The sequence below is a fragment of the uncultured Muriicola sp. genome (assembly GCF_947258935.1).
Lineage (GTDB): Bacteria > Bacteroidota > Bacteroidia > Flavobacteriales > Flavobacteriaceae > Muriicola.
In genome coordinates, this window is record NZ_CAMYKH010000103.1 from 1 (window position 1) to 6,821 (window position 6,821).

Annotated in this window: 5 protein-coding genes; 3 read left to right on the plus strand and 2 right to left on the minus strand. The window is 45.8% G+C overall.

Features of this window, described 5'->3' with window-relative positions; translation table 11 throughout:
- Positions 1 to 268 precede the first annotated feature (268 nt).
- Positions 269 to 2,506 (plus strand): DUF5916 domain-containing protein, encoded by a 2,238-nt coding sequence (locus tag Q0X72_RS12860; protein ID WP_297766168.1) that lies wholly within the window; start codon positions 269 to 271, stop codon positions 2,504 to 2,506.
- A 138-nt stretch (positions 2,507 to 2,644) separates the two neighbouring features.
- Positions 2,645 to 4,528: a CocE/NonD family hydrolase gene (locus Q0X72_RS12865; protein WP_297766171.1), complete on the plus strand. Its 1,884-nt coding sequence runs from the start codon at positions 2,645 to 2,647 to the stop codon at positions 4,526 to 4,528.
- Here Q0X72_RS12865 and Q0X72_RS12870 read toward each other — a convergent pair.
- Entirely contained in the window at positions 4,525 to 5,751 is a 1,227-nt protein-coding gene (locus Q0X72_RS12870) for a hypothetical protein (protein WP_297766174.1), read from the minus strand. The genes Q0X72_RS12865 and Q0X72_RS12870 overlap by 4 nt on opposite strands.
- 20 nt (positions 5,752 to 5,771) lie before the next feature.
- Entirely contained in the window at positions 5,772 to 6,191 is a 420-nt protein-coding gene (locus tag Q0X72_RS12875) for a DUF1330 domain-containing protein (RefSeq protein ID WP_297766177.1), read from the minus strand.
- 161 nt (positions 6,192 to 6,352) lie between these two features.
- Here Q0X72_RS12875 and Q0X72_RS12880 point away from each other — a divergent pair.
- A partial coding sequence (locus Q0X72_RS12880) for a hypothetical protein (protein WP_297766180.1) occupies positions 6,353 to 6,821 on the plus strand: 469 nt, incomplete at its 3' end.

Sequence of the window (6,821 nt, forward strand, 5' to 3'; positions counted from 1 at the left end):
CCGGTTGCCAGTAAAATTATGAAGGGAAAAGATCTCTTCCTCGATAGCAACATATGGTATGTCTACCTGCCTATCATGGCCATTTTCCTTTTCTTTTTTGCTCGATGGGGCTATGGTTGTTATAAAAGCATAACCAATTCTGCGGAAAATATTTTAAAGGAATTAGAATAAAACCGTGTTTATCATCATATGGAAGCCTTCACATAGTGGAGGCTTTTTAATTTTTATGATCTTAAATTCCGTACCTTTTTAAACCAATTATGAATTCATGGCTTTGAAGAACAAGTTTATTTTGACTTTTTCAATCATAGCTTTTTCTTTTGTTCGCGCTCAATCCGACTCTCTTTTTGTAGTTCCCAGAATTAATGATATTATCTTCGACGGAGTTGTAGATGAAGCGGCCTGGGATGCCATCCCCCCCCTTTCTATGGTACAGTATGAACCAAATGCCGGAGCTCTGCCAACGGAAAGAACTGAGATAAGACTCGCTTATGACGATATGTATTTCTACGGTTCTATAAGGGCTTTTGACACTGATCCGAGTGGCATCAGAGCCACTTCCCTCTACCGGGATAAAATTTCCGGGTCAGACCATTTTGAAATATTGCTGGACACATATAACGACAATGAAACGGGCTATGTTTTTACAACAACCCCTACTGGGCTGCGAAATGATCTGGAAATATCGAATGATGCTACGGGAGGTACCATTTCCTCAGGAAGCTGGTTAAACCGAGATTTTAATACCTTTTGGGATGCAGAAAGTACCATTACAAAAGATGGATGGTTTGCAGAGATCCGAATACCTTTCAGCAGTTTACGATTTCAGGAAATAAACGGGAAAGTCATCATGGGACTTACCGTACAGAGAAAAGTTGCCAGGAAGCTGGAACGCTTGGTATATCCTGCCATACCACCTAAAACTAATTTTGCTTTTTTAAGACCTTCTTTAGCGCAAAAGATTGTGTTTACCGGAATAAAACCTAGTAAAACCCTTTATGTAACACCCTATGTATTGGGAGGAAATTCTATAGCAAATGAATTGAATAGTGCTGGAACGGGTTATGACAAAAAAAGTAATTTTGATGCCGAAATTGGAGCCGATGTGAAATTTTCAATCACCAATAATGTAACCGCTGATTTTACGATAAACACGGATTTTGCACAGGCAGAGGCAGATGATCAACTTGTGAATCTTACCCGATTCTCTCTATTTTTTCCTGAAAAAAGACAATTTTTCCAGGAACGGGCTTCTATTTTCGATTTTAGGACGGGGGGATTAAGTCGGTTATTCTTTAGTCGCCGAATAGGTTTGACAAGTAATGGTCAACAAGTCCCAATTTATGGAGGAATTCGCATGATAGGTCGAATGAAAACCTGGGATCTGGCTTTTTTAGACATGCAAACAAAAAGTCTTGACACCCTGCCATCAGAAAACTTTGGGGTTTTACGCGTACGCAGAAGAATCTTTAATAAAAATAGTTTTGTAGGTGGCATGTTTACCAGCAGATTAGATGCAAATGGCAATAAGAATTTCGCATACGGAATAGATGGACTTATCCGTATTTTTGATGATGATTATCTCACCTTACAATGGGCACAATCTTTTGATAGCCGAATTGAAAATGATGCTTTTAATGATTTCAATAGCGGCCGACTGGCACTGGAACTAAACCGAAGAAGGCGAAACGGCTTTGGTTATACCGTTGGAACTATACTATCCGGACCCAATTATAATCCCGGAGTTGGGTTTCTGGACCGAAGTGATTTTAAATATGGAACAGCTAGATTTTCCCATACCTGGTTAAATAAGAAAGGTCCTTTTATTTGGCATAAATTGGAAATGTTGGGAAATGCCTATATCAGTAATGGTGAAAGTACTCTTTTGTCTTCCGAATACGGAACTGAATGGACATTCTCTAGACGAAATATCGATGGTGGAACAGTATCGGTAAAAAAAGTATATGAAAATTTACTAATTGCTTTGCCTCTCGCCGGGGGTATAAATATTCCCATTGGCACCTATGAATTTTATAGATATTTGGGATCTTATAGTATGGCTGTGGATAAAACCTTTAGGACAAGTGCTGAATTGGAAATAGGATCATTTTATGATGGTTGGTTAAATTCTCTTTCCCTCTCTCCATCATGGTACGTCTCAAAACACTTTCAATTAAGTTTACAGTACTCATTTAATTATGGTGAATTTTCAGAGAGGGATGATCAACTGAGATTCCATGTTGCCCGATTAAACCTAGGAACGGCTTTAAACCGTAAATTGTCTACAAATGCCCTGGTACAATACAACAGTGCGGCCGACTTGTTTGCGGCCAATGTACGATTCCGATATAACTTTCGGGAAGGGCAGGATCTATGGGTAGTGTTCAATTCAGGCACCAACACCAATAGAAATGATTATATCCCGAAATTGCCCTCCATTAACAGTCAGTCAATTTTGGTAAAATACATCCATACCATAGTTTTTGCTAGACAACAAAAGGAATGAGTAACGGTCATCTATAGAATTAGAAAAGAGTTACCAATTCCTGCTTAATGCTGACAAGCCGAATTTTAATTTTAGGTAAGAATTTAAATGTATTAATTGCATATTTTTAAACTTGAACCTTCGCAAAACATGAAATCCATGAAAAATTACCAGCCACTATTTTTATTTTTCGCAATTGTATTATTTAACATTCCCCTAATAGGACAGGAAACCTTTTTGGAAAAATTAGGCGAGATTGCCATAGTTGATCAAAAGGTAATGATGCCAATGCGCGATGGAATACGCCTGGCAACGGATATCTATCGCCCTAAGGGAGATCAAAAAGTACCGATCATCTTTTCCAGGACTCCGTATAATTTTAATTCCTGGGGCGATGGGGAAGAACGAACAAGAACAGCTGCACGGGCTTACGAGGCAGTAAAAAGAGGATATGCCTATGTGGTTCAGAATGAACGGGGACGTTATTATTCAGAGGGAGAGTGGGATATCTTAGGATTACCATTAACAGATGGGTATGATGCCTTTTCCTGGATGAAGTCTCAGCCCTGGTCTAATGGAAAAATTGGGCTCTATGGATGTTCCTCCACTGCAGAATGGCAAATGGCTGTTGCCGCCCTGGATCACCCATCTCTTGCTACTATGGTTCCTCAAAGTTTTGGGGCAGGAGTAGGAAGAGTTGGAGATTATTATGAACAAGGCAATTGGTATAGAGGAGGGGCAGAGCAAATGCTCTTCTTTGCCTGGTTGTATGGCGTAGAACACGATACCTTTAAACCCAGGATCCCTGCAGGTGCTTCTCAGGAAGATCTTATCCGGATTTCAAGATTCTATGATCTTGCCCCCGAGAACCCTCCTGTAAATATGGCAGAGGCACTAAAACATCTCCCAATACAGGACTTTATTAAAAATATACCGGGAAAAATAGAAGTGTTCGATAAGATGGTGCGCCGTAAACCAAATGATAAGGCCTGGTTTGAAGGTGGACTTTACCATGATGATATGGAGATCAATATTCCGGGATTTTGGTTTGCTACCTGGTACGATGTTTCCATAAGTCCAAACCTGGCTTTGTACAACCACGTTAGGGCGAATTCCAAAGATGACACTGTACGAGATAATCAATACCTGGTCATTGCGCCAACCCTGCATTGTGCGTACACACGAGCAACGGAAAATACCATAGTTGGAGAATTATCGGTAGGAGATGCGAGGCTCAATTACGATGAGCAAATATACAATTGGTTCGATCTATGGCTGAAAGGGGACACGAACGACTTTAAATCAAAAACACCCAAGGTTCAGTATTATACTATGGGAAGTAATCAATGGAATTCTTCTGACACCTGGCCACCTAAGGAATCAAAGTTACAGACTTATTATTTGCATAGTGGGGGGGCAGCGAATAGCTTATATGGAGATGGCAGCCTTAGTCTAAAGAAACCGGCATCTGATGAAAAGTGGGATACCTTTATTTATGACCCCATGAATCCTGTACCTTCTTATGGTGGAAATGTTTGTTGTACAGGGAATGCGGTTAAAGGTGGTGCCTTTGACCAACAAGGGATGGAAACTAGAAATGATATACTGGTGTATACTACAGATATCTTAAAGGAAGGGGTAGAAATGACAGGATTCATTGAATCAACCTTATATCTTTCCAGTGATGTTAAGGATACGGACCTAACCATTAAGCTTATAGATGTATACCCCGATGGAAGCGCTTATAATTTAGATGAGACCATTCAACGTGTACGCTACCGTGAAGGGTATGAAAAGGAGGTATTTATGGAAAAAGCTAAGGTCTATAAGGTAGATCTCCCACCAATGGCCACCAGTAATTTTTTCAAGAAGGGTCATCGTATCAGGATTGAAGTTTCTAGCAGTAATTTTCCCAGGTTTGCCCGTAACTTAAATACGGGAGGGAACAACTACGATGAGAAAGTAGGAATAGTCGCTACCAATAACATACATCATTCGGCCACCCATCCATCTCACGTAAAATTGCCTTTCATCCAAAATTAAATGAAGTAGGCAATATGAGGTAGGATTTGAATAAATCCTAATGGTATTAAGAGAAAAGTTCGTCTGGTCATGAGAAAGGTCTTCTTATCAATCCACACGCTTGTCGGGCCCTTGTGCGGCCAGCGACTGCCTTGCACCTGGAAGCAATCAAATCCGTCGATCTGCGCATCGTCGAGTCGGACCGGATCGGTCAGTTTGACTATGTCGCCGCCGAGCCGCATGCCGGGAAAGATCAGGCCAGGGATCATCCCGGACGAGTCACGGGATATGCCGGCACCTGCGTCCAGAGCGCGTTCGATCGAGTCAATGTCTTCAACGATCTCCGGCTTGACGCTTAGCCAGCTCTTGACGCCTTCCTTGTTGCGCCAGGCGATAAAGTTGACTGCAATATTCTCGAAGTCGTGCATCGTGGACTCGAAGCGAAAGTCGAATGGGGCGACATAGGCTGTCTTGAAATGGGTCTCTGCGGTTCTCGTGCGCAACAGGCTGACGTACACGGTTTGCACCGTGCCTGTGTCGACATAGGACTTGCTGGCCCGGTAGGTTCGAGCCGTGCCCCTTAGTATCGCCCGGGCATCAAGGGATTGATCATAGGCAGAAGCGGTAGCGCGCCAGCCCTGCGCTGCCGCCTCGATTATCTCGCGTTCATCCAGGGGATCGGCTCTTGCCATCATCGCAACGATGGCGTCCGTCGCATCGAAACTGCTGCCGCCGCCGAATGCGGTGGGATTGCGTGCCTCCGCTGGCGCAAGGGCGTTTTCGGCCTCTATTTTCCATCCCCGCTCATTGCGACAGGCCAGCACAAAACGATTGTCCGACGGGAAACGGGCGGCGCGGCAATATCGTGAGTCCTCAGCAAGGAAAGTCAAAACGACAGTGCCGACTGAACTTGCGTACGTGCCGTCGCCGGCTGAATTGGATAACTCGAAAACATGGAAACGCGGGTCGGTCGGGGAAATGAGGTCATTTGAGTCGGCGGCAGAGATCGCGAGCCACCCCAATACCTGAAAGACAGTCGGAAAATGAGACACCGGAGCAGCGATAATCAGGGCTGCGCCGAGTACCAGGCGGACGATAACCCCGACGTACATGCCGTAACCCTGTTCTATCGCCTGCGCTACCATCTTGATGAGGGCAACCGGCGAGTAAATTCCCCATGCGGACAGCACGAGGACAGTAGTGCCCAATGCCGCAACAACGACTTGAGATATCTGGATGATCATAGTGTCAAGTATCGCCCCAGTCAGCCGGCAAATCCATCGCCTTCGCCCGCTTCGGTCATGCGAATCAGGCGGCTGTCGAGGACAGCGGCTTGCCGGTGCTTGACGGCAACTTGATAGTCGGGATCGGTGACCATTTCCAGGAAGGCGCCTGCCGTGGGGTAGCGGGCGACAAAAGCCAGGTCCCACTGCTTTTCTCCTGGACCGATCAGCATGACTTCCGGCGTTCCGCGCCAGACGATTTCGCCCCCAACACGACGAAAAACCGATGCGCTTTCTCGGCCATACGCGCCGTATGCCTCGGCTCCCGTGGACTTGCGGCCATCGTCGTAAGCCGCCTTGTCGCGAAAGCGAAGGAGGTTGAGCATCATTATCGGCTTGTCGCGAGGCAGTCGCTTGAATGCTTCGAACTGGTCGCGTTCGGGATCTATGTAATTCGACACGGTCGCCTCCTTTTCAGTTGCCGCCGACGCAGCATAACAAACGGCCGTCGAACTTCGGCCAATGGCGCCTGCCTTTTCAGGGTGGTAGCGTAGTCACTATTGCTTTTGCGGCTTGCAGTGAACGCGCGCTCAGCCAGCGTCGATAACGCCCGGGTATTTCAATGGCGACAGACAATCGAACAAGACAGTGGGGACTGGCCTGGGTGGCACTGTGCATTGCCCTGGGGCTCCACGTTGCGGACGAGGCAATTAATGACTTCTTGCCGCTCTACCATTCAGTCGCCGGGGCGATTCGTGAGTCAATTCCGTGGATTTCGCTGCCGACCTTCACATTCTCCGGCTGGCTCACAAGCCTGGTTTTCGGAGTCTTGTTGCTGCTGGCGTTGTCACCGATGGTCTTTTCAGGCAACCGGTTTATGCGACCTGTTTCGTATTTTCTCGGTGGGCTCATGACATTGAATGCCGTGGCGCACATGGGCGTCTCGATCTATCTGGGCACACTGGCTCCGGGAACAGTGTCTTCGCCGATATTGTTGCTGTCGGCCCTCGCACTGCTGGTCACTACTTATCGACTTCGCCTGACCCGGGGAAGCGGCGAGTTGAATATCTCTGATCATGGGCATCAACGAT